Annotated in this window: 16 protein-coding genes; 11 read left to right on the top strand and 5 right to left on the bottom strand. The window is 51.4% G+C overall.

Annotated features, from left to right (window positions below; translation table 11 throughout):
* Positions 1–28: 28 nt before the first annotated feature.
* The 5 genes from CSQ88_RS03525 to CSQ88_RS03505 form a co-directional block, all read right to left on the bottom strand.
* The gene (locus CSQ88_RS03525; RefSeq protein WP_099396717.1) at positions 29–559 is read right to left on the bottom strand and encodes a helix-turn-helix domain-containing protein; all 531 of its coding nucleotides are present in this window, start codon (positions 557–559) and stop codon (positions 29–31) included.
* 96 nt (positions 560–655) lie between these two features.
* The gene (locus tag CSQ88_RS03520; RefSeq protein WP_180273512.1) at positions 656–3,265 is read right to left on the bottom strand and encodes an EAL domain-containing protein; all 2,610 of its coding nucleotides are present in this window, start codon (positions 3,263–3,265) and stop codon (positions 656–658) included.
* 120 nt (positions 3,266–3,385) lie between these two features.
* Positions 3,386–5,692, bottom strand: coding sequence for a type I DNA topoisomerase (topA, locus tag CSQ88_RS03515; RefSeq protein WP_099396715.1), 2,307 nt, complete (start codon positions 5,690–5,692; stop codon positions 3,386–3,388).
* 244 nt (positions 5,693–5,936) lie between these two features.
* Complete coding sequence (gene dprA / locus CSQ88_RS03510) at positions 5,937–7,013, bottom strand: DNA-processing protein DprA (RefSeq protein ID WP_099396714.1); 1,077 nt, start codon at positions 7,011–7,013, stop codon at positions 5,937–5,939.
* Positions 7,013–8,071: a LysM peptidoglycan-binding domain-containing protein gene (locus CSQ88_RS03505; RefSeq protein WP_099396713.1), complete on the bottom strand. Its 1,059-nt coding sequence runs from the start codon at positions 8,069–8,071 to the stop codon at positions 7,013–7,015. Before CSQ88_RS03505 ends, dprA begins: the two co-directional genes overlap by 1 nt.
* 147 nt (positions 8,072–8,218) lie before the next feature.
* Between CSQ88_RS03505 and def the strand changes: the two genes are divergently transcribed.
* The 11 genes from def (at position 8,219) to CSQ88_RS03450 (ending at position 21,182) form a co-directional block, all read left to right on the top strand.
* Positions 8,219–8,722: a peptide deformylase gene (gene def, locus CSQ88_RS03500; protein ID WP_218962988.1), complete on the top strand. Its 504-nt coding sequence runs from the start codon at positions 8,219–8,221 to the stop codon at positions 8,720–8,722.
* An 81-nt stretch (positions 8,723–8,803) separates the two neighbouring features.
* Positions 8,804–9,730 (top strand): methionyl-tRNA formyltransferase, encoded by a 927-nt coding sequence (fmt, locus tag CSQ88_RS03495; RefSeq protein WP_099396711.1) that lies wholly within the window; start codon positions 8,804–8,806, stop codon positions 9,728–9,730.
* 221 nt (positions 9,731–9,951) lie between these two features.
* Complete coding sequence (gene htpX, locus CSQ88_RS03490; RefSeq protein ID WP_099396710.1) at positions 9,952–10,797, top strand: zinc metalloprotease HtpX; 846 nt, start codon at positions 9,952–9,954, stop codon at positions 10,795–10,797.
* A gap of 79 nt (positions 10,798–10,876) precedes the next feature.
* Positions 10,877–12,151: a 16S rRNA (cytosine(967)-C(5))-methyltransferase RsmB gene (gene rsmB / locus CSQ88_RS03485; protein WP_099396709.1), complete on the top strand. Its 1,275-nt coding sequence runs from the start codon at positions 10,877–10,879 to the stop codon at positions 12,149–12,151.
* 24 nt (positions 12,152–12,175) lie between these two features.
* Entirely contained in the window at positions 12,176–12,814 is a 639-nt protein-coding gene (locus tag CSQ88_RS03480; RefSeq protein ID WP_099396708.1) for a DUF4390 domain-containing protein, read from the top strand.
* Entirely contained in the window at positions 12,807–14,945 is a 2,139-nt protein-coding gene (locus CSQ88_RS03475) for an ATP-binding protein (protein WP_099396707.1), read from the top strand. The genes CSQ88_RS03480 and CSQ88_RS03475 overlap by 8 nt, the downstream gene beginning before the upstream one ends.
* Positions 14,938–16,239 (top strand): sigma-54 dependent transcriptional regulator, encoded by a 1,302-nt coding sequence (locus CSQ88_RS03470; protein WP_099396706.1) that lies wholly within the window; start codon positions 14,938–14,940, stop codon positions 16,237–16,239. Before CSQ88_RS03475 ends, CSQ88_RS03470 begins: the two co-directional genes overlap by 8 nt.
* Entirely contained in the window at positions 16,239–17,216 is a 978-nt protein-coding gene (locus CSQ88_RS03465; RefSeq protein WP_099396705.1) for a hypothetical protein, read from the top strand. The genes CSQ88_RS03470 and CSQ88_RS03465 overlap by 1 nt, the downstream gene beginning before the upstream one ends.
* A gap of 219 nt (positions 17,217–17,435) precedes the next feature.
* Positions 17,436–18,803 carry a Trk system potassium transporter TrkA gene (gene trkA / locus CSQ88_RS03460; protein WP_306475234.1) on the top strand — a complete coding sequence of 456 codons (1,368 nt, stop codon included), beginning with the start codon at positions 17,436–17,438 and terminating at the stop codon, positions 18,801–18,803.
* The gene (locus CSQ88_RS03455; protein WP_180273511.1) at positions 18,803–20,272 is read left to right on the top strand and encodes a TrkH family potassium uptake protein; all 1,470 of its coding nucleotides are present in this window, start codon (positions 18,803–18,805) and stop codon (positions 20,270–20,272) included. The genes trkA and CSQ88_RS03455 overlap by 1 nt, the downstream gene beginning before the upstream one ends.
* Positions 20,273–20,552: 280 nt before the next feature.
* Positions 20,553–21,182, top strand: coding sequence for a LysE family translocator (locus CSQ88_RS03450; protein ID WP_099396703.1), 630 nt, complete (start codon positions 20,553–20,555; stop codon positions 21,180–21,182).
* The last annotated feature ends 208 nt before the right edge of the window (positions 21,183–21,390 follow it).

Raw genomic sequence — 21,390 nt, 5'->3', positions numbered from 1 at the left:
AATGGAAACTGCGGCCTTAATTCAAGCACTATTTGCGTGGCTTCTGCTGCGCCGATTGGGCTTTGGCTTGAACTAAGGCATTGTACTTTTTTATGTAGGCCACCTCTAAACGCAGGCGTTTGTTTTCTGCAATGAGTTCTTCGCGGCTACGGGTTTCATCGTCGGCCGGCAGCGGCGCAGTGTTGTTTTCGGTAATGGGCATAGGTGATTTCTTTCGACCTTTAGTTGCAGGTTCAAGGGCAGCCATTCCGCCAGTGTCATACTGCGCGCTCCATTGATTCAAGCAAGTGGGGCTACGAATATCAAAATAAGCGTTCGTTTCCTGCTGGGAGAGATGATTATCCCACATGTGCTGGAGCACGGAGAGCTTGAATGCTGCATTGTAATGACTGTATTTGGGCGCTAAACCCGATTCGCCATGCTGGCGAAACGACCTCACCCAGCGACGAAACATGGCCTGCTCAATGCCGTGTTGGTTGGTGATCGTTTTGATACCCGCTTCGCCAGTTAAATATTGCTGAACGACAGAGAGCTTGAATTGCGTTGAGTACTTGGACATAAAAACACCCCAAAAATATGGACGGGTGTCCAACTTTTGGGGTGCAGTTCAAGGGACGGCTTTTTTAAAGTGATTTTCAATTTAAAACAGCAGCGGCTAAATCTTCGCCTGCAAACCCAACCTCATCCACAGCTCGGCCACGCCACTGGGCACAGGTTCGCTGAAGTAAAAGCCTTGCATGCACTGCACGCCCAGGCCTTGCAGAAAGCGGGCGGTTTCCAGGTTTTCTACGCCTTCCACAATAATCTCTAAGCCCAGCCCCAGGCCAAGCTGCACAATGGCCTGCATAATGCGGCGGCCGTCTTCGGTATGCAGGCGCAGGGCAAAAGAGACATCAATTTTAATAATTTGCGCGGGCATTTCATGCAGCTGGGAGAGCGATGAATAGCCGGTGCCAAAATCATCAATGGCGATTTCAAAGCCCGATGCATTGAGCTGGCGTAAATGACGCAGCTGGCGCGAGTAATCAGTCAGCGCAACCGATTCGGTGATTTCCAGCACCACATCTTCGGCCCGCAGGCGGTGCTGCATGAGTTTCTCATTCAGTTGAGTCACAAATTGCGGCTGAAACAGCTGGCTGCGCGAGATATTGATCATCAATCTTTGCTTAAGGCCTGCATCCCGCCATTCGCGCAGTTTAATAAAGCTTTGCTCTATCACCAGCTCGGATAATTCCTGAATCAGACCAACTTTTTCGGCCATGGGGATAAATAACTCAGGGCTGATCCAGCCGCTTTGCTCATCCTGCCAGCGTGCCAGCGCTTCAACCATCAGCACTTCACCCGTTCTGCCATCCACCACAGGCTGGTAAAACACTTGCAGGCGCTGATCGCGGATGGCAGTTGAAAGGCGGGACTGAATGGCGACATGTTCACGGCCCAGCGCCTTTAAATGCACAATATCGCTGTAGAAACAGACATTATTACGCCCGGTATGCTTGGCGTGATACATGGTGTGATCCGCCGCAGAAAGAAGCTCTTCACCCGATTCTGCGTTATCCGGAAACACAGCAAAGCCCAGCGAAATAGTCGGCTGAGTTTCCATGCCGTTGATGGTGACGCCTTTTCTGGCGGCGTTTTTCAGGCGCTCAGATAACTCCCGCATCACATTTAAATCACTTAAATCCGGGATTAAAACCACAAACTCATCCCCGCCCCAGCGGGCGATCACATCATTTTCACGTAAAACACTTTCCAGCTGCCGCGCCACATTAACGAGCAGCTCATCGCCAACCTGGTGACCAAATGCATCATTAATCTGCTTAAAGTGATCCAGATCGATAAAACCAAGCGCAACTTTGGTGTTTTGAATACGGGCTCTGTCGATCGCGCTGTGAATCTCGCTATCGAGCATCAGGCGATTGGGCAGCTTGGTCAGCGTGTCGTAAAGCGCCAGCTGGGTAATATGCTGCTCATTTAAATGGCTGACAGTAACATCGCGCAATACCCCGCGAATCGCCGCTAACAAGCCATCAGGGGTACGGTGAGCAATCAGGCGGGCTTCCACCCACAGATATTCGCCACTGCCCTGAACCAGTCTGAAACGCTGGCTGACAGGCTCGGTTGTTTTGAGTATTTTTGAGAGTGCCTCAACCATCAGCATTCCATCGCCAGAATGCACCCAGGCAAATAGTGGCTGCCCCAGGTCTTTGGCCATTTCACGCAAATCCAGACCACGCAGCTTTGCCCATGCAGGCGTGGTGCGCACCAGCTCGCCGGTCGGCGCCAGATCGATCACCGCTTCTTCAAGTAAATTCAGCGTATCCAGCATGGTCTTGCGCTGCGCGTCTTCCAGCATCAGCGCCGTTACATCGTGGACGAGTACCACCGCATGGTTTTGCCCGTTTGGTGCTTGCACAGGCTGCAAACGAACCAGTAAATACACAGGCCCATTGATGGTTTGTACCGTGCAGTTAAATTGGGCGCTTTCTTTATTTTGCAAAATACGCGGCAAATAACGCACCAGCTCCGATGCCAGCTCGTAGGGCAAGACACTAATAATCGCCCGCCCCTGCAGCATTTCAGCAGAAGGCAAATTCGGATGCCCGGACCATACGCTGACAATCACGCTTTGCTGATTGCACTCAAACACCATATCTTGCAGCACGCCAACCAAGGCACGTAAGCGCTGCTGATTGCACAACAGCTCCTGCTCTACCCGCTTTTTAACCATTGCCTGCGCCACATGATTGCTCAGCATCGCCAGCAGGCGTAATTCACTGCGGCTGCGCTGAATTTCTGCATCATTTAAAAAACACAGAAAACCAAATGGCTCGCCTTTTTCAAGCAGGGGAATGCACAAAAGCTGACGAACACCAATTTGTGCCATCAGCATTTGTTCAGCAAGGGGTAATTCTAAAAGAGATTTACTCAGCATCATGCCCACAGCCAGCGTATCTGCCAGCAGCGGATAACTGCTGTAATCAAGCGAGCGGCAGGGATCTGGCGTGAAATCAGCAAGGCGGGTCTCGGGGGAGCGCCATGCAGAAGTCAGATGCGAAACCTGATTATCAGGGGTATTCAGATACAGGCAAGCCGCGCTGCTTTTAGACGCTTCGGCCAAAATTTGCAAAGCCTCCAGCATGTCTTGCTTGCTGGTATCGAGCAAAGCCGCCACGGTGCTGTCAAAAGCTTCAAAGTAAGTTTGCAACAGCCCAAGTTCGCTCCGAAGTTCGAAATCAGGATCAGATAATACATTGCGCTGCACGGCAAACCTCTTTTGAAGAGTACCCCAAAGTGCTGATTCGGGGACTCTGAAACTAAGCATTGCGGATTATTTCCGCCCTACAAAGGTAATGAGGGTGAGCATCAAGCTCACCCCAACACCTTACTCCGCCTCGGCTTTTTCAGCTTTTGGCGCAGGCCCTTCGATGACTTCCACATAACCACATTCTTTCTGTGGGCACACTTTTTCTGTACCACGACGCTTGGTCACCTTAATGGTCATCACTGGCCATTTACACTGCGGGCAACATTCGGCAATCGGTGGATTCCAGGTTGCGTATTTGCAATCCGGATAGGTATTGCACGAATAAAAGAGCTTACCATAGCGGCTCTTTCTCTCGATCAGGCTGCCCTTTTTGCATTCCGGACACTCAACACCCGTATCACGCGGTTTTTCGAGTGGCTCGATATGCTTACACTTTGGATAGGCCGAGCAGCCAATAAACTTACCATAACGCCCTACCTTGATATGCAGTGCCGATTCACATTTCGGGCAGGTGCGGTCAGGTACGACTTCAGGTTCGGTCGGCGCGGTATCGGCGTCATCCCCCAGATTGCGGGTGTAATCGCATTCCGGATACGTAGTGCAGCCAATAAAGCGGCCGCGTTTACCTAAGCGGATCGCCAGTTTTGCCACGCCACATTTTGGACAGTCTTCGTCCATTTCTTCCTGGGTGACTTCTTTGCGCGATAAGCCGGCTTTTTCTTCGCATTGCTTGTGAAAGCCTTTCCAGAAATCTGCCAGCACCGGAATCCAATCCCGTTTACCGGTAGAAATCTCATCCAGCTTATCCTCCAGCTTGGCAGTGAAGTTGTAATCCACATACTGGGTAAAATGCTCAGTAAGGAATTTATTCACCACTTCGCCGGTATCGGTCGGGGTAAAACGCTTTTTATCAAGGATCACATACTCGCGATCTTTCAGCGTTTTAATCGTCGATGCGTAGGTAGATGGGCGGCCAATACCAAATTCTTCCAGCGATTTAACCAAAGAAGCTTCAGTAAAGCGCGGTGGCGGCTGCGTAAAGTGCTGCTCACCGGATAACTTATCTACCGGTAGCTTATCGCCCACATTCAGTACCGGCAGGCGTGCTTCGTCTTCTTCTTCTTCATCATCGGTATCTTCCTGATAAACGGCAATAAAGCCAGGAAATACCAAGGTCTGGCCAGTGGCGCGGAAAATGGCATCCAGGCCAACGGCAATATCAACTGCTACCGTATCAAACTTAGCCGCAGCAATCTGGCTGGCTAAGGTACGCTTCCAGATCATTTGGTAAAGCTTAAACTGATCGGCTGTTAAATAGGCTTTAACCGCATCTGGCGAGCGATAAATCGAAGTCGGGCGAATCGCTTCGTGCGCTTCTTGTGCGTTTTTGGCTTTGTTTTTGAAAATAACCGGCGAATTAGGCAGGTATTCTTTCTCAAATTTTTCGCCAATATACGCACGGATTTCATCCAGCGCATCGTTGGCCAGAGCCACCGAGTCAGTACGCATATAGGTAATCAAACCGACGGTTTCACCACCAATGCTCATCCCTTCATACAGCTGCTGAGCTGTACGCATAGCGCGATCGGTGGTCATACCCAGTTTACGAACCGCTTCCTGTTGCAGGGTAGACGTTGTGAACGGCGCAGCAGCGCTGCGCGATTTCTTTTTCTTGTCTACGGCCTGAATCTCAGCAGTCTGGCCGCTGAGCGCATCAAGAATGCTCTCTTGCGTACCTGTATCTGGGATATCAAACTGCTCGAGCTTCTTGCCCTGCCATTGGGTCAGTTTTGCACCAAACTTGCTTCGGCCCTGATGGGTATCAAGGTGAACTGACCAGTATTCTTGCGAGGTAAACGCGCGAATCTCGATCTCACGCTCGCAAATCAGGCGAAGCGCCGGGCTTTGCACACGGCCAGCCGACAGGCCGGAGCGCACTTTACGCCAAAGCAACGGGGATAAATTAAATCCAACCAGGTAATCCAAAGCACTGCGTGCCTGCTGGGCATTCACCAGATCGCTGTCAATATCGCGCGGATTTGCCACGGCATTGAGTACGGCGGTTTCGGTAATTTCATGGAACACCACGCGCTTAAAAGTGCGACTGGCAGTCAGCAGCTTTTTAGAGCGTAAAATTTCCATGATATGCCAGGAAATCGCTTCACCTTCGCGGTCCGGGTCAGTTGCCAGAAAGATATTGGTGGATTCTTTCACAGCGGCAACCAGCGCATCGACGTGTTTTTTATTCCGTTCGATCACCTGGTATTTCATTTTGAAGTCATTCTCGGGATCAACCGAGCCGTCCTTTCTGACCAATCCACGGACGTGACCATAGGAAGCAAGGATCTGGAAATCCTTACCAAGATATTTAAGCAGCGTTTTCGCCTTAGACGGCGATTCGACAATCAATAGATTTGCGGGCATGGGTCCCCGGCACGTTTATACATAAATTAAAGGACTGACTTAACAGCAGGTGGCGTATTAATGACGGCAAACCCTTGTTTTACAAGTGCATACCTGAGCAAAAAAAACACATCCCTTACTATAAGCAGCGCATCTCACAACATTTTGCATACATATCCAAAACAATCAGCTCTATGGATATAGCAGGAAATCGGGCGGGGCAAGCAAGCATCCAAAATGGACAGAGCAAATACTTACGCCCTGCTCAGGCAATCCGCTGATAGCGGCTACCGGGCAGGGCGACAATGCAACCTTCAAGCTCCAAGGTCAACAGCATCGCGGATAGCCTGTCTGTCGTCAAGCCGCTGCGTTGTGACAATGTTTCAATATCGACGGGATCGAAACCCATATTTTGTAAAAAAGGACTACTTTTTGATGCTTTTTGCTTGCCTGGTCCTTGCACGGGGCTAGCCCAAGCCAGCTCGGATAATACATCCTCAGCTGACTCAACCAGCTTGGCTCCCTGCTTGATCAGCTGATGACAACCTCTTGCCATGGGCGAGTGAATAGAGCCTGGTATGGCAAAAACCTCTCTCCCTATATCTGCGGCCTGTTTCGCCGTTATCAAGGAGCCACTTCCCACGGTAGCCTCAACCACCAGACACCCCAGCCCCAAGGCGGCGATGATTCGGTTACGCCGGGGAAAATGTTCTGCTTTGGGAGGACTGCCTAAGGCTAACTCAGAAAGGATCACGCCATCACTGGCAATTTGATGTGCCAATTCACGATTGCTGGCCGGGTACACCCGGTCGAGCCCCGTACCCACCACCGCAATGGTCGATGAAGCGGCTGCAAGTGCCCCCTGATGGGCTGCCGCATCAATCCCTGCAGCAAGGCCGCTCACCACGCTAAGCCCGGCCCCGCTGAAGCACTGAGCAAATTCTCTTGCATTTATGATGCCCTGCGGGCTGGCGTTCCGGCTGCCAACAATGGCCAGTGCCGGAGCAGACAATAAATCTGTGCGCCCTTTTATATACAAGAGTACCGGCGCATCGGGTAAATCCAGGAGGCTGGACGGGTAATCTGCATCGCCAAGGCACAGCAGACGATTGCCTTCTTCTGCCTGCCAGGCAAGGGTTTGCCGGACAGTTTCTTCAATATCCGGGCTATCCAGCCAGGCTTTTAATACTAAGGGGCTCAGAACTTCAGCCAGCTCGGCCGGTTTGGCTGCAAAAACGGCCTCTGGCGTTCCAAAGCGGCTTAAAAGCGCAATTTGCTTTCTGGGCCCCACCTTGGTCACGGTGGTGAAGCGCAGCCAAAGCCGCACTTCATCCTCGCTCATCAAGGCGTTTTCACCTCGTCGCCCACATTCACCGCTCGGGTACTATCCAGCACTAAGCCATAGGAAAACGCCGGGAAAACACGGTAAATAAATAAATTACCGTTTTTCTCTACCGGGGTATAACGATCAGGCTCGTTGCGATTTTCCTTGCGAATCAGGCGGCCAGCCTTGTAGTTAAAAAACACACTGCCCACATCCACACCCTGATCTGAGCCGCGATTAATCACAACCGTTGTCAGAGGCCCCGCTTCAGCCACTCCACCATAAGATGAAACCACACGGCCACTCACCGGGGTTTCCGGCACATGCGGTACAAAATTAAGGAAAGGGGCTTCATTGGCGCGAATCAGGCGGCTGCCCACCAGAATTTCTTCTTTTGAAGAAGTCAGGCGCAATGTTGCCACATCACCTGTGACCTCCAGACGGGCATCCCCTAGGTATTCAACCTGATGGCCAATGACCCGTTTTCTTTCAGGATCGTCAGGATCAATCAGATTTTTACCATCACGGAAAACCTGCCAGTTATCGCCAACTTCACCTGTCAGGCCAACTGCATAGACCTTATCGCCACTGGCAAAAATCACACGCTCATCCGGACCAGCGGCAATTCTCGGTGCGGCGGCGAAGGTTTCGTTATCGATCACCAGTGGTTTATTCAGGAAGGGGCTGATTGCAGATAAAGGGATACTTGGTGTTGCGCCATCCGCCAGAGAGGTCGAGCGAATACGCGGTGACACCTTGCCCGAAACCGGCGCAGATGCAGGCGATTTTTCGTTTTTAAGCAAGCGCAGACGCGGTTCACCGCTGCTCTTATCCAGCAGCACCACATCACCCGGATAAATCCAGTGTGGATTTTTAATGTCCGCTTTATTAAGCTGCCAAATTTCCGGCCAGCGCCACGGTTGTTTCAAAAAACGACCCGAAATACCCCAGAGGGTATCGCCTTTTACCACCACATAACGATCAGGCGCGTTATCCTGCATGGCAAGAGTATCTGCAACAGCAGACCCAGATAAAAGTACGCCTACCCAAAGTAGCGATATAATTGTTTTTCGCATGATGGCGATTTCTCTCCGCCGAAAAAGATGTTAGCCGAGTGCTTACATCAGTTTTTCGGAACATGTTTATTTGACTACTGCTTATTTTACAGCCACAAGCAAGAAATTTGCTTGTGGCAATCACCGCTCTTACTTGCACAGACTAAAATGGCCATTCTAAATATTTTGCACTACCCCGACGACAGGCTGTACACCATTGCCAAGCCAGTTACTGTATTCGATGATCGCTTACAGCAGCTGGTTCGCGACATGAGTGAAACCATGTACGCCGCTCCAGGCATCGGTTTAGCAGCCACACAAGTGAACGTTCACCAGCGTGTTGTTGTGATCGATATCTCTGAAGAGAAAAATAGCCTAATGGCGCTGATTAATCCTCAAATCGTAACGATGGATGGAAAAACCATGTGGGAAGAAGGCTGTCTTTCTGTTCCTGGCATCTACGAAGAAGTAGAACGCGCCGAACGGGTTAAAGTCCGCGCCCTTGATATTAAAGGCGAAATCTTTGAATTAGAAGCCGACGGTTTACTCGCCATTTGCATTCAGCATGAATTAGATCATCTGGATGGTAAAGTTTTTGTAGAAAAGCTCTCCAAGCTGAAATTGAGCCGTATCGTGCAAAAACTTAAAAAAAATCAGCGTAAAACCATGTAACTCATTGCCGCCCTCTGGCCTGTATTGCGGTATTTTCACCACAATACAGGCCCGACAGCAGCCCACCGTGGCTCATACAAAATGAAAATAATCTTTGCCGGCACGCCGGATTTTGCCGCTTGTGCGCTACAAGCACTGATTGCGGCAGGGCATGACATTGCTCTCGTTTTAACTCAGCCTGACCGCCCCGCAGGGCGTGGAATGAAGCTCACAGCATCGCCGGTGAAAGTACTGGCAGAGCAGCATGGCATCCCCGTTTATCAGCCGGAAAAGCTGCGTACTCCGGAGCAACAGGCCCCATTAGCCGAAATAAAAGCAGACGTGATGATTGTCGCGGCATACGGCCTTATTTTGCCGCAGGCCGTGCTTGATTTACCAAAACTTGGTTGCCTGAATATCCACGGCTCACTACTGCCCCGCTGGCGTGGTGCAGCCCCCATTCACCGGGCAATTCTGGCTGGAGATACTGAGACTGGCATTACCATTATGCAAATGGATGCGGGCCTTGATACGGGGGACATGCTATCCATCCACCGCACAGCCATCGAAGCGGGCGACACCACGGCCAGCCTGCACGATAAGCTGGCAGCCCAGGGAGCAAAAGCCCTGATTGAAGCGCTGGAAAATCTGCCCGCACTGCAGCAAACACGCCAGTTGCAGCCTGAAGCGGGTGTGACTTACGCCGATAAACTAAAGCGTGAAGAATCACAAATCGACTGGCACAAATCCGCAGCCGAGCTTGATCAGATGATCCGTGCTTTTAATCCTTTTCCTTCGGCTCAGACACTGCTGACAGGGCAGGCACTGAAAATCTGGCAGGCCACGGTTTGCCAGCAAAGCGGCGCTCCCGGTACCGTACTGGCTGCTGATAAAGACGGGCTGCTTGTTGCCTGTGGCAGCGGCTCACTCAGAATTACCGAGCTGCAAAAAGCAGGCAGCAAACGAGTTACAGCGGCCGCATTTTTGTCGGGCAATAGCATTGAGGCAGGCTTAAAATTAGGGGAATAAGAAAGCGCTTTGGGTGCAGCGGCAGGTAAAAGTCTGACCCAAACGTGTTCGTCATTCTCTTTCGGTGGCCGTTTTAGCGACCACTGGCAAAATCCCGGGGAATACCGGTTTAAGCAGCGCAAACCCTGACAGGCTCTGGTTTTAATTGGCAGAGAACAGAGATTGAATTTTTCTAAAAAAAAAGCATCTGATGATAATCAATCTGATTTTCTGGGTAGAAAATGAATAACTGGCTAAAAACAAGCATTCTGATGGCGGGCATTATTGCCCTCTTTGCCATGATAGGCGCAATGCTCGGCGGCAAGAGCGGCATGCTGCTGGCCCTGCTTTTAGGGGGCGGAATGAATGTCTGGGCCTATTGGAATTCAGACAAGATGGTGTTGCGTATGTACAACGCTCACCCTGTTGATGCCCATAGCGCGCCCGAACTTTATGCAATGGTGGAAGAGCTTTCCAGAAATGCAGGCCTGCCCATGCCAAAAGTCTATGTCATCGATGAAGACCAGCCCAACGCTTTTGCCACCGGGCGCAACCCGGAAAATGCCGCCGTTGCCGCCACCACAGGCATTATGCGGGTGCTTTCTTACCGTGAATTACGCGGGGTGATGGCCCACGAGCTGGCGCACGTTCAGCACCGCGATATTTTAATTTCAACCATTTCAGCCACCATGGCCGGAGCCATTTCTGCGCTGGCTAACTTTGCCATGTTTTTTGGCGGCCGCGATGAAAATGGCCGGCCAATGAATCCGATTATCAGCATTGCTTTGGCCATTTTGGCCCCGATTGCTGCCTCGCTGATTCAAATGGCGATTTCCCGTGCACGGGAATTTGAAGCCGATGCCGGTGGCGCGCGTATTTCAGGCGATCCGCTGGCTTTGGCCGATGCTTTACAAAAAATTGAGGCTTACGCACGGGGCATCCCCATGCACGCTGCTGATGCCCATCCGGAAACCGCGCAAATGATGATTATCAACCCGCTGATTGGCGGTGGATTATCAGATTTATTTCGCACCCATCCACAAACAGCAGAACGCGTTGCAAGATTGCACGCCATTGCACGCGGTTAATTAAACACACAGTCACAGATGCTTCTGCCTTGCAGATCCAGCGTTTGTACTGGCGGCCATTTCACAGAAAGAGAATATTTTGCTTGCTACTCAAAAATTTGCCAGCCGTATTGTGGCCGGCGTACTCGCCGGCCAAAACCTGACCGAAGCCTTAAATAAAGTCTGGCGCGAAGACCCCAGCCTATTGCCGCGCCAAAAAGGCGCGATTCAGGATGTAAGCTACGGCACCCTGCGTCAGCTGGGCTTAATCGAAAGTATTTTAAAACAGCTATTGCAAAAGCCCTTGCACGAGCCAGAGCTGAAAGCGCTGCTGCTGGTTGCAATTTACCAGCTGCAATTTAGCCGCTCTGCCCCGCACGCCATTGTGGATCACGCCGTTAAAGTGGCGATGCAAACCGGTGCGGGCCACGGTAAGGGCCTGGTGAATGGCGTGCTGCGTAACTTCCTTCGCCAGAAAGACGATCTCTTCAAAATGGCGCAAAACAGCGAATACGGCCAGTACTCACACCCTGCATGGTGGATTTCGGCCATGCGCAAAACCTATCCAAGACAATGGCGCAATATCCTGCTGGCCAATAATCAGCATCCGCCAATGACCCTGCGGGTTAATCTGAACAAAACCACCAGCGATGCCTATATCGCCCTTTTAGCTCAGGATGAAATAGCCGCCAGCTCAAGCGACGGGCTGTCCATTCAGCTGCAAAACCCGGTTGGTGTTGATCGTTTACCACACTTTTTTGATGGCTGGGTTTCAGTACAGGATCTGGGCGCGCAATATGCCGCAAGGATTTTAGATGTAGCCGATGGCCAGCGCGTGCTGGATTCTTGTGCGGCGCCTGGTGGAAAAAGTGGCCATATTTTAGAGCTGGCCAAAGTCAGCTTAACCGCCATCGATAACGATGCAGCCCGACTTCGCCGTGTACAGGAAAACGTAGACCGGCTGGGCCAGACCGCCACCTTACAGCTGGGCGACGCCAGCCAGCCTGACACCTGGTGGGATGGCAAACAATTTGACCGCATCCTGGCGGATGTGCCCTGCTCCGCAACCGGGGTGGTGCGCCGCCACCCGGATATCAAGTGGCTGCGCCGTCCTGAAGACTTTGCAGGTTTCGCACGCCAGCAAGCCCAAATGCTTGATGCACTCTGGCCACTCGTAGCGCCAGGCGGCAAACTCCTGTACGCTACCTGCTCAGTTTTTGCGGCGGAAAATACCGAGGCAGCGAGTGCATTTGCGGCTCGGCATGCCAACGCAGAACGACTGCCTTTACCTGATTTTATTCCCGCAGATGGTCAACTCCTGCCGACACCGGAACATGATGGCTTTTTCTACGCCCTTTTTGCCAAAACGGCATAATCGCCGCGAATTGCGATTATCCTCATGCTGAAATCCAGCATGACGACCCGCCATGCACAAAGCCAGCCTCGTCTTATCAAGCTGGCTTTGTTTTGCATAGCCAGCCTGCTTTGCGCATGGGTTTGGGCCGATGCCGGTGATATTAAGGCGCAAAAGGCCGAGGCAAGCTTTGCGGATAATCGCGTTGAGATTGCTGCCCGCTTTGATGTATCGCTTTCTAATGATTTACAGGAAGCACTCAAAAATGGCTTGTCGCTGACCTTTGTGTATGAGTTTCAACTGACCCGCCCCCGGATTTACTCATGGTACCGCCAGCTTTCAGATGGCTTTGGCCCCAATGCCATGCTGAGTTACCAGCTTTCTTATCATTCGCTGTCGCGGCAATACCGCCTGCATATTGGCAGCTTTTACCGCAATTTTCCCAATGTAAATGATGCATTAGCCGCCTTGGGCATCGTGCGTAACTGGGGTGTGCTCACCGACAGCAATATTGCCCGCGACCGCAATCCTGATTTTGCGGGCAAAGTACGTTTAAAGCTTGATCGCTCCCGCCTGCCCAAAACCTATCAGCTCACCGCCTTTGGCCACGAAGAGTGGCAATTAGAATCGCCCTGGGTCGATCTGGCCAAAGTACGCACCGAAGACGCCGTCAGTAATGAGTAAACCTAAGCTGCTGTTTTTTGCCTCTCTGGGCGCAATTCTGATTTTCTTACTGGCCACCGCCAGTGGTAACACTTCGGCCTTTGCCGAGTATTACACCCTGCTGCTGGTGCTGAACTTGCTGCTGCTGGGCGGCCTGCTGGTTTTAGTCAGCATTCGCTTAATCAGCTTGGTTAAAAAAGTGCGGGCCAAAGTATTTGGCTCAAGGCTTACGCTGAGAATGGTGCTGATGTTTGCCCTTGTTGCCGTACTGCCCGGCACGCTGGTTTACACACTGTCGGTGCAGTTTTTAAACCGCAGTATTGAAAACTGGTTTGATGTGCGTGTCGATCATGCTCTGGATCGTGGCCTGAACCTGGGGCATAACGCCATCGATTATCAGTTGAGCGATCTGGCCAGAAAAGCCAGCGTGATTGCGCTCGATATCAGCGAAGACAGCAGCTCCGGGATGCTGCTGAGGCTGGGCCGTCTGCGCGAGCAAACAGGCGTGCAGGAATTATCTCTCTTTAACGAATCAGGCCAGACGCTTGCCCATATCGGCGGCGAGAACGCCAGCCTTTTCCCCATCCAGCCCGATCGCATCCAGCTGCGCCAGGCCATGCGCACGCCCTTTAAAATCATTGAGCCACTCAATGATCAGGGGTTGTCCATGCGGGTGCTTGTGCCGGTACGCGCCAGCAATTTTGGTGAAAAAACACGGTTGTTGCAGCTGGTTCAGCCCGTACCTAAGCAGCTTGCTGCCGATGCCGAGTTGGTTGAAAAAGTACGCAACGATTACAAACAATTATCGCAATCAAGGCGCGGGCTGAAACTGATTTACAGCCTGACGCTGACGCTTGCCCTGTTAATGGCCCTGCTGGGCGCACTGGCCCTGGCCATTTACTTATCAGACCGCCTTGCAGCTCCGCTCTCGGTGCTGGCCGAAGGCACCCGTGCCGTTGCTGCTGGCGACTACTCACAAATGCAGCCGGTAATCAGCAGGGATGAGCTGGGGATACTCACGCATTCGTTTAACCGTATGACAAGGCAGCTGTCAGAGGCGCGCAGCACGCTCGAAATGCACCAGGCCGAGCAAGCTGCAGGGCGGGCACATCTGGGCGCTATTTTGGGTTCTCTCTCTGCAGGCGTATTATCTTTTGATAACGCATGGCAATTGCGCTCATCCAACCAGAGCGCCTTAAGAATACTGGGGATAGACCCGGAAAGAATCGGCTCAGAGCCTCTTTCTAACTGGCATTTATTCTATCCGGCACTTACACCCTTTTGTGCTCAGATCGCAGATAGATTACTATCTGAGCAAGACCGTTGGCAGCATCAGTTAGAACTTGCTAATACAAAGCGCGTTTTGCATATCCGGGGCACGCATTTACTGGATCCGCAAGATGACAGCCACACCGGTTTTGTAGTGGTATTTGATGATGTCACCGATTTACTATCTGCTCAGCGTGATGCAGCATGGGGGGAAGTTGCCAGACGTTTAGCGCATGAAATTAAAAATCCGCTCACGCCGATCCAATTAGCGGCAGAACGGATGGAGCATAAGCTGGCAGATAAGCTGGATAAAGCCAGTGCAGAGCTTCTGGCAAGAAACACCCAGACGATTGTGCGGCAGGTGGGTGCATTAAAAGACATGGTTGATGCGTTCAGAGATTATGCACGCCAGCCCAGCGGCAAGAAAAAGCCGCTGGATTTACAGCAGCTGCTGACTGAAATTTTAGTGCTGTACGAAGCCTCTCCGCTGATTTTAAATCAGGTCAGCGAGGAGCCTTTAATCGTGCTTGGCGACGCTACCCAGCTGCGCCAGGTGATCCATAACCTCTTGCAAAATGCTCAGGACGCCATCACAGGGCTGGAAAATTCCGAAAATCCCAAGCGGATTTACCTTAAGATGGAAAAAAATGAACGCTTTGCAAGCCTAACCGTTACAGACAGTGGCAGTGGATTTCCAAATGAACTTTTGTCTCGGATTTTTGAGCCCTATGTCACCACTAAAATCAAAGGGACAGGCTTAGGTTTAGCTATCGTAAAAAAAATAATCGAAGAACATCAGGGCCGAATACAGGCCGGCAACAGGGATGAAGGCGGCGCTTGGGTAAGAATCGAGCTGCCCCTCGCGGAGGAAGCAATTGGCTAGTCAGGATATTTTGATCGTCGACGATGAAGTCGGCATTCGCGAATTATTATCGGAAATTCTGCAAGACGAAGGCTATGGCATTGTGCTGGCCGAAAATGCAGAAGCCGCCCGTAAAATCAGAAATCAATCCCAGCCACGTCTGGTGCTACTTGATATCTGGATGCCGGATACGGATGGTATTACTCTGCTGAAAGAATGGTCGCGTAATGGTCAGCTCACCATGCCTGTGGTGATGATGTCCGGCCACGCCACCATCGATACGGCAGTAGAAGCCACCCGCATCGGAGCGCTTGATTTCCTCGAAAAACCCATTGGTTTGCAAAAACTATTGGCTACGGTCAAGCGCGCCCTGTCGCTGCCCAGCGAGACATCTGTACGCGCCCCGACTTTAGAGCGTTTAGGCGCGGGCAGTGCCATCCAGGAATTGCAATCCACCCTCAGCCCGTTGCGTGGCAGGCCGGGCCCGGTCTTACTGCTGGGCTTACCTGGGGTAGGATTTGAGCACTGCGCCCGTTTTCTGAATTTGCCCAATGCGCCTTTTGTTTCGCCGCCCTCCAATGAAGATTTGGCTCAGGCGCCGCAAGAGCTGCTTAATAAAGCTACGGGCGGTATTTTATTCTTGCGTGATTTAGCCTGGCTGGATCGCCGTGCTCAGCTGGGCCTGAAAAGCATTTTGCCTAAGCTGGAAAAACAGCGTGTGCGCCTTGTGTGTGCATCAAGCAAGCCATTAAGTGTTCTGGCTGGCCAGCTGGAGCCTGAATTATTAAATTATATTTCCCAGCTGAGCATCGCCATTCCTTCTTTGGCAGAGCATCGCGAAGATATTCCTCAGCTGGCTGAAAAACTGCTTGCTGATGCAATCAGCGTGCATAAGCTGGGCCCCCGCTACTTCAGCCCGCTGGCCTTGCAGCTGCTATCGCGCCAGGTATGGGCCGGTAATCTGGATGAATTAGCCAATGTGGTTAAAAGCGTCGCCATTACCAGCCGCGATGGCGAAATTGACAGCGCACCACTGGCGCGTCTTTTGTCTCAGTTTGCTCCAAATGGCAGCATCAGCGCTGAAAGTCACAGCCAGCATGTATCGGGCCTGCCCAATATTGATCTGAGCCTGCCACTGCGTGAAGCGCGTGATCAGTTTGAAAAGCTCTATATCGAGCGGCAAATTGATTTATCAAACGGCAATATGAGCCGTGTGGCAGAAAAAGTGGGCCTGGAACGCACTCATCTTTACCGTAAGCTCAAGCAGCTGGGTATTGCTGTGCCTAAAAAACAGCGCAGTACCGAGGAAGAATAATGCTGGCAAGGCCCAAAGCGCTTCCCTCAGATATTGATCGCTTAATTGCCAGCGCAGATGAAATCCTTGCCACGCAGGCCAATGAAGGTCTGCAGCTGGCAGGACATGCGCTATTACAGGCGCAGGCAACGGGTTATATCAAAGGGGAAGTACTGGCAGGCCTCGTGCGGGGTAAAGCGCAGCTGATGCTTGGCAAGCATCAGAATGCACTAGCCACCCTCAGCCATGCTTTAACGCTGGCTCAGCCAGCATCAAACGAAAAAGCACTGCTGCTCGAACAGCTTGGCCGCAGCTATCTTGATTTGGGTGAAACAACAGAAGCGGCCCGAATCTGGGCCGGGTGCGCAGAGCTTGCGCTTCAGAACAATAACTTCACCACGTTTATTCAGGCCCAGATCGGGCTTGGACAAGTGCATTTTGGCTTTGAAGAATACGCAGCAGCACTGCAATGCCACTACAAGGCTTTTGATTTTTTGCACGCCAGCCATGATCCGGTCTTGCGCTCTCAGGTGTATATCAATATTGCCGTTGATCTTTACAGCCTTGAGCGCCTCGATGAAGCAAAGACCATGCTGCAAAGCGCGAAAGATATGTCGCTGTCAGTGCGCCATTTAGATCACGAAACCGAAATTTACCGCATCAGTGGTTTATTGCTTTTAAAGCAAGGCGATCTGGAAAACGCCAGATCGCAGCTTAATATCGCTTTAAAAATCAGCCTGTTACAAGATAACCCGTGGCATAAAGCCAACAGCTTACTGGGGCTGGGCCTGTGTGATCTGGCTGAGGAGCGCTGGGATCATGCACGAATACAGCTAGATCAGGCTTTAAGCCTCGCAACAGATCTGGCAAACCCGCATTTACTCTGCAAAATTCACCGCGCGCTGTCTGAAGCCCATATCAACCTAGATGCAGATGCTGCAGCCACGCATCATTTTGCGTATACCCGGCATCAGCATTCACTGCAACGCCCGCTCTGACCCCCAAAATCGCTAGCAAGCCTGCTGCCATCAATCCGGCACGATCAATATTTTTTCACTTGCTAAGATATAACAATCAAAGCAAGCTCTTTCCCCCGAAGGCTTTGCAAGTATTCTGGCCGCGTGCATTGTTCAGACTGCTTTTTTAAGCCAGCCTTATCTGTTTTAAGCTGACGTCTGCATATTTTGCTCATCAGATGGAAAAACACTGTGTCTAATATTTTGATCCTGGGTGCCGGCCGTGTGGGTGCCTCTGTTGCTGAACAGCTTGTTCACGAACGCTACAACGTCACCATTGTGGATGAAAACCCGGAAAGCTTAAAACCACTGGCAGACCGGCTGGACCTTCGTACTGTGGTAGGCCACGCAGCCAGCCCGGCGGTACTTGCTGCTGCCGGAGCCGCAGATGCAGATCTGCTGCTTGCGGTTACGCCACTGGATGAGCTCAATATGGTGGCGTGCAAAATTGCCTATGAGCTATTCAATATCCCTACCCGGCTGGCACGTATTCGTGACCCTGATTTGCTGGCCCACCCGGAGTTATTTATCGAGAGCAACTTTGCAATCGATCATGTGATTACCCCGGCGCAGATTGTGACTGATTATTTAGTCAGCCTTGTAGAAAACCCCGAGGCACTGCAGGTGCTGGATTTTGCCGACGGCAAAGCCCAGCTGGTTGCCACCAGAGTTGAGGCTGGCGCACATATGGATGGCCAGGATCTGGCTGCTCTGAATCGCCTGCTGCCTGGGATTGATCGCAGGGTGGTTTCTATATACCGCAAAGGCCATCGTATTCACCCTGATGGCAATACGATTTTGCAAGTGGGGGACGAGGTGTTTTTCCTTGCTGCAAGCGAGCATATCCGGGATGTCATCAAGGAAATGCGCGGTACAGAAACCCCAATCAAACGCATTACCCTCTCCGGAGGTGGCAATGTGGGCTTCAGGCTGGCACAGGCCTTAGAAAAAGACTACCAGGTTAAAATTATTGAAGCCAATCGCGAGCGTGCCAGCTGGCTGGCCGAAGCGCTGCCCAAAACGCTGGTACTCAGGGGCGATGCAACCGATGAAGCACTGCTGGAAAGCGAGCAGATTGAGCGCTGTGATCTCTATTTTGCCCTCACCTCGGATGATGAAGACAACATCATGTCCAGCCTCTTAGCCAAGCAAATGGGCGCAAGAAAAACCATCGCCATTATTAACCGCTCACGCTATGTGGATTTACTGCAGGGCGGGAAAATCGATGTGGCCATCTCTCCGGCCATTGCCACCATCGGCTCCCTGCTTGCACACGTCAGAAGCGGCGATGTGGTTGCTGTGCACAGCCTGCGCCGGGGTGCTGCCGAAGCCATGGAGCTTATCGTGCATGGCACCGCTGCCACCTCGCGGGTGATTGGCAAAAAGCTGGACGATATTAAATTACCATCCGGCGCTGATTTAGCAGCCATCGTGCGCGGAGAAAAAGTACTGATTGCCCATGGTGACACCATGATTGAAGCGGAAGATCACGTCATTTTATTTGTTGATAACAAGGCGCATATCAGAGAAGTAGAAAAACTCTTCGCCGTAAAAATGGGGTTTTTCTAATGTCACTCGTCCAACGCATTTTCCCCACAGTGAATATTCTGGCCCGGGTATCGGGCATGTTTTCGCTGTGGATTTTGCTGCCGATTGCGGTGGCATGGTTTGGCAATGATGAAGGGCTGGCCCCCTTTATCACCTCGCTGACCTTCCTGTTGCTTTTTAGTGTGGCTTTGGCTGTGCTGACCCATGGCTATAAGCGGGAAATGAAAGCAAGAGATGGCTTTGTTCTGGTGGTTGGCCTGTGGACGGTACTGCCCGCGGTTTCTGCCTTGCCGCTGCTGCTGTTTAACCCCTCTCTCTCTTTTACCCATGCCTACTTTGAAACCATGTCAGCGCTCACCACCACAGGGGCAACCGTATTAACGGGGCTGGATCAACTCCCCCCTTCAATTAATTTATGGCGGCATTTGCTTAACTGGCTGGGCGGCATGGGAATTATCGTGCTGGCAGTCGCTATTCTGCCCATGCTGGGCGTAGGGGGAATGCAGCTTTTTAAGGCCGAAACACCTGGCCCCATCAAAGATGCCAAGCTCACTCCCCGAATCAGAGAAACCGCACGTAATTTATGGATAGTCTATGCGGGGCTTACGCTGGCCTGCACTTTGCTGCTTAAATTTGCGGGCGGAATGAGCTGGCTGGATGCGGTTTGCCACGCTTTTGCCGCAATGTGCCTGGGTGGGTTTTCTACACACGATGCCAGCGTCGGCTATTTTAATTCGCCCATGATCGAAGCCATACTGATTGTATTTATGCTGCTGGCAGCCACTAATTTTGCCACGCACTATGTAGCACTTTCAGGGCGAAAACTCTCTGCCTATTTAAAAGACTCTGAATTTAAAGCCATGATTTTGCTGATTCTGATCAGCACCCTTGGCTGCGCTGCCTATTTAGTAGTTCAAAAAACCTATGGCGATTTTTTTACTTCGCTCAGGCATGTGGCCTTTAATCTGGTCTCCATTGCCACCGATTCGGGCTTTGCCAGTGTGGATTTTGGCATGTGGCCTATTTTTGTACCGCTGCTGATGCTGTTTTTATCCTGCATCACCGCCTGCTCCGGCTCTACAGGCGGCGGGGTTAAAATGATCCGAACACTGATTATGATGCGTGAATCCGGCCGGCAAATGTCCAGCTTACTGCATCCAAACGCCGTTCATCCGCTGCGCGTAAATGGTATGGCCATCCCCCATCAGATTATTTTTGCTGTGATGGGATTTATTTTTCTATACGCAATGAGTATTTTTGTACTCACCTTTTTACTCCTGCTCTCTGGTCTGGATTTTCTTTCCAGCTTTACCGCCATTATTGCCTGCATCAACAACGCGGGCCCCGGCCTTGGCGTGGTTGGCCCTGCATCCAATTACGGCGTGCTCAGCGATATTCAAATCTGGATTTGTAATTTCGCCATGCTGCTTGGGCGGCTGGAAGTCTTTTCACTGCTGATTTTGTTTACCCGGGTCTTTTGGAAATCTTAAGCGGTACTGCGCAGCAAAGCCCAAACCTTGAACCACATAGAACACGAAGTTTCACAGACAGAAAAACCTGGTTTTTTATGTTTGTCTCCATCTGCTTCGAGTCAAAGTGGTTTAAGGCCTGGCTTTTTGTATCAGCCCATAGTTGCCACCGCACCCCAAGCTCAATAGATTTCTGCGGACTAAAGGTAATACGTCCATTCAAGCCCTTATCTCAAACTGTTAAACTGCCCGTCCTGCCGTATTCGCCCCTGCCCCAAGCAAGCACTGACAGAGCCTTAAAATGGATGTATTCATCACCGGTTTTTTACTTTCTATTTCACTTTGCCTGGATCTGGGCATTGTCAACGTCGCCCTGATCGATACCAGCCTGAAACACGGACCCCGACCCGCGCTGTGGATGGGCTTTGGCTCGTGTTTTGGTGATATGGTTTGGGCGATTGTTTCCCTCTTAGGGATGAGCGTTTTACTGCAGTTTACGGCAGTAAGATGGCTCACTTGGCTTGGTGGTGGCTCGGTCTTACTTTACCTCGCAGTAAAAATGGCACGCCAGGCATGGCAGGATGCTAAGCAAATAGAAAGCACAACCCTGCCACATGCAGGCCGCCGCGGAATGTTTGCCAGAGGCATGATGCTCGCAATGGCCTCTCCCTCATCCATCCTCTGGTTTGCCGCCGTGGGTGGTAGCCTGATTGCTCAAGCCACTGATGGCAGCATGCTCTCTACGGCTCGGTTTCTTTCTGGATTTTTTGCAGGGGGTATGGCCTGGACTTTACTGATGGTTTACAGCGCCACCCACGGCGCCAAGCTATTTGGCCAGCGCTTTACCCAAGGCTGCCTGCTGCTGTCCGCCCTGCTTTACCTCTGGTTTGCGGGCCTCGTTTTGATTAACGGCTATCGTAATTTGCTGTAAGTGCGTCGGCCCAAGCCGTCCTTCGGCTCGTCAACCGCTTATACCGAACTCAGCCTTATCTTTGTTGCAGTGCACTTCTTTTTGAATGATAACGATAACTGTAATTTTTACGAATGAAATTACATGTTATTCAATCAAAAATTCAAAGCATTAAGTAATTTATTACGGAGTTTTCCTAAATAAATCTTACTTAGTGATGTGAAGGTGC

The organism is Iodobacter sp. BJB302 (genome assembly GCF_002735645.1).
GTDB lineage: Bacteria > Pseudomonadota > Gammaproteobacteria > Burkholderiales > Chitinibacteraceae > Iodobacter.
This window is presented reverse-complemented; position numbering and strand designations above follow the sequence as displayed.

Excerpts from the sequence above, each read along its gene's own strand:
- fmt (WP_099396711.1), top strand. The coding sequence starts at position 8,804 with ATGAAAATAATCTTTGCCGGCACGCCGGATTTTGCCGCTTGTGCGCTA.
- CSQ88_RS03525 (WP_099396717.1), bottom strand. The coding sequence starts at position 559 with ATGTCCAAGTACTCAACGCAATTCAAGCTCTCTGTCGTTCAGCAATAT.
- htpX (WP_099396710.1), top strand. The coding sequence starts at position 9,952 with ATGAATAACTGGCTAAAAACAAGCATTCTGATGGCGGGCATTATTGCC.
- topA (WP_099396715.1), bottom strand. The coding sequence starts at position 5,692 with ATGCCCGCAAATCTATTGATTGTCGAATCGCCGTCTAAGGCGAAAACG.
- CSQ88_RS03455 (WP_180273511.1), top strand. The coding sequence starts at position 18,803 with ATGTCACTCGTCCAACGCATTTTCCCCACAGTGAATATTCTGGCCCGG.
- CSQ88_RS03465 (WP_099396705.1), top strand. The coding sequence starts at position 16,239 with ATGCTGGCAAGGCCCAAAGCGCTTCCCTCAGATATTGATCGCTTAATT.
- dprA (WP_099396714.1), bottom strand. The coding sequence starts at position 7,013 with ATGAGCGAGGATGAAGTGCGGCTTTGGCTGCGCTTCACCACCGTGACC.
- CSQ88_RS03450 (WP_099396703.1), top strand. The coding sequence starts at position 20,553 with ATGGATGTATTCATCACCGGTTTTTTACTTTCTATTTCACTTTGCCTG.
- CSQ88_RS03475 (WP_099396707.1), top strand. The coding sequence starts at position 12,807 with ATGAGTAAACCTAAGCTGCTGTTTTTTGCCTCTCTGGGCGCAATTCTG.
- def (WP_218962988.1), top strand. The coding sequence starts at position 8,219 with ATGGCCATTCTAAATATTTTGCACTACCCCGACGACAGGCTGTACACC.
- CSQ88_RS03480 (WP_099396708.1), top strand. The coding sequence starts at position 12,176 with ATGCTGAAATCCAGCATGACGACCCGCCATGCACAAAGCCAGCCTCGT.
- CSQ88_RS03505 (WP_099396713.1), bottom strand. The coding sequence starts at position 8,071 with ATGCGAAAAACAATTATATCGCTACTTTGGGTAGGCGTACTTTTATCT.